The sequence below is a fragment of the Streptomyces sp. NPDC046881 genome (genome assembly GCF_040645015.1).
In the GTDB taxonomy this organism is placed as follows: Bacteria; Actinomycetota; Actinomycetes; order Streptomycetales; family Streptomycetaceae; genus Streptomyces.
Map to the genome: position 1 here is coordinate 1 of NZ_JBEYXJ010000225.1, position 2,563 is coordinate 2,563.

1 protein-coding gene is annotated in these 2,563 nt (G+C 67.5%); it reads right to left on the reverse strand.

Annotated features, from left to right (window positions below; translation table 11 throughout):
• Nucleotides 1-50 precede the first annotated feature (50 nt).
• On the reverse strand, nucleotides 51-2,563 hold a 2,513-nt coding region (gene dnaE, locus ABZ923_RS41130; RefSeq protein ID WP_361483522.1), incomplete at its 5' end, for a DNA polymerase III subunit alpha.

Sequence of the window (2,563 nt, forward strand, 5' to 3'; positions counted from 1 at the left end):
GGCGCACCCGCGACGGGTGCGCCCCTTCCCGCTGCCTCGTGCGGCGGGGCTCAGCCGGCCAGGCAGGACGGGCCGAGGAGGACCTTCAGGTCGCCGAAGAGCGCCGGGTCGGGCTTGACCCGGTGCCGGTCCAGGCGCAGCACGGTGGTCTTGCGCGGGCCCTGGAGCCTGATCCGGACCTCGCTGTCGCCCTTGTGGTGGCTGAGGATCTCGCCGAGGCGGCTGACCATCGGCGGGGTCACCTTCACGGCCGGAATGGTGAGCACCACGGGCGCGTTGGTGCCGGCGTTGGACAGGTCCGGGACCATCAGCTCCATGGCGACGAGCCGGGGCACGTCCTCGCGCTTGTCGAGCCGGCCCTTGACGAACACCACGGCGTCCTCGACCAGTTGGGTCGACACCAGCTGGTAGGTGGCGGGGAAGAACATGCACTCGATGGAGCCCGCGAGGTCCTCCACGGTGGCGATCGCCCAGGCGTTGCCCTGCTTGGTCATCTTGCGCTGGAGGCCCGAGATGATGCCGCCGATGGTGACGACCGCGCCGTCGGCGTGCTCGCCGCCGGTGAGCTGGGCGATGCCCGCGTCCGCCTTGTCGGACAGCACGTGCTCCAGGCCGAAGAGCGGGTGGTCGGAGACGTACAGACCGAGCATCTCCCGCTCCTGGGCGAGCAGATAGGTCTTGTCCCACTCGTCCTCGGAGAACTGCACGTCGAGGCCGAAGCCGGGCTCGCTGCTGGTCTCCTCGCCCATCCCGCCGAAGAGGTCGAACTGGCCCTCGGCCTCCTTGCGCTTGACCGCGACCACGTTGTCGATCATCGGCTCGTACTGCGCCATGAGGCCCTTGCGGGTGTGGCCCATCGAGTCGAAGGCGCCGGCCTTGATCAGCGACTCGGTGGTGCGCTTGTTGCAGACCACCGCCTCGACCTTGTCGAGGTAGTCGGGGAAGGAGGTGTACTTCCCCTTCGCCTTGCGGCACTTGATGATCGATTCCACGACGTTGGTGCCGACGTTGCGGACGGCGGACAGGCCGAAGAGGATCACGTCGTCGCCCTGGGCGGCGAAGTTCGCCTCCGACTCGTTCACGTTCGGCGGGAGCACCCGGATGCCCATGCGCCGGCACTCGTTGAGGTAGACCGCCGACTTGTCCTTGTCGTCCTTCACGGAGGTGAGCAGGGCGGCCATGTACTCGGCGGGGTGGTTCGCCTTGAGGTAGGCGGTCCAGTACGACACCAGGCCGTACGCGGCCGAGTGCGCCTTGTTGAACGCGTAGCCGGCGAACGGGACCAGCACGTCCCAGAGCGCCTGGATGGCCTCGTCGCTGTAGCCGTTCTTGCGGGCGCCGGCCTGGAAGATGACGAAGTTCTTCTCCAGCTCCTCCGGCTTCTTCTTGCCCATCACGCGGCGCAGGATGTCGGCCTCGCCGAGCGAGTAGCCGGCGATGATCTGGGCGGCCTTCTGCACCTGCTCCTGGTAGACGATCAGGCCGTAGGTGACGTCCAGGACCTCCTTGAGCGGCTCCTCCAGCTCGGGGTGGATCGGCGTGATCTCCTGCTGCCCGTTCTTGCGCAGCGCGTAGTTCGTGTGGGAGTTCATGCCCATCGGGCCCGGCCGGTACAGGGCCGACACGGCGGAGATGTCTTCGAAGTTGTCCGGCTTCATCAGCCGGAGCAGGGACCGCATGGGGCCGCCGTCGAACTGGAAGACGCCGAGGGTGTCGCCGCGCTGGAGCAGCTCGAAGGTCGTGGGGTCGTCGAGCGGGAGCGAGAGCAGGTCGATGTCGAGGCCCTTGTTGGCCTTCACCATCTTGACCGCGTCGTCCATGATCGTGAGGTTGCGCAGGCCCAGGAAGTCCATCTTCAGCAGGCCGAGCGACTCGCAGCTCGGGTAGTCCCACTGGGTGATGGTCACGCCGTCGGTGTGCCTCACCCAGACGGGGACGTGCTCGGTGATGGTCTCGCTGGACATGATCACGCCGGCGGCGTGCACACCCATCTGCCGGACCAGGCCCTCCACGCCGCGCGCGGTGTCGATGACCTTCTTCACGTCCGGCTCGTTCTCGTACATCGAGCGGACCTCGCCGGCCTCCGAGTAGCGGGGGTGGCTGGGGTCGGTGATGCCGGACAGCGGGATGCCCTTGCCGAGGACGTCGGCGGGCATGGCCTTGGTGATGCGGTCGCCCATCGCGTACGGGTAGCCCAGCACGCGCGCGGAGTCCTTGATCGCGTTCTTGGCCTTGATGGTGCCGTACGTGCCGATCATGGCGACCTTGTCGGCGCCGTACTTCTCGGTCACGTACCGGATCACCTCGACGCGCCGGCGCTCGTCGAAGTCGATGTCGACATCGGGCATCGAGATGCGCTCGGGGTTCAGGAACCGCTCGAAGATCAGGCCGTGCGGGATCGGGTCGAGGTCGGTGATGCCCATGGCGTAGGCGACGATCGAGCCCGCCGCGGAGCCTCGGCCGGGGCCGACCGCGATGCCCTGCTTCTTGGCCCACATGATGAAGTCGGCGACCACGAGGAAGTAGCCCGGGAAGCCCATCGAGATGATGGTGTCCATCTCGT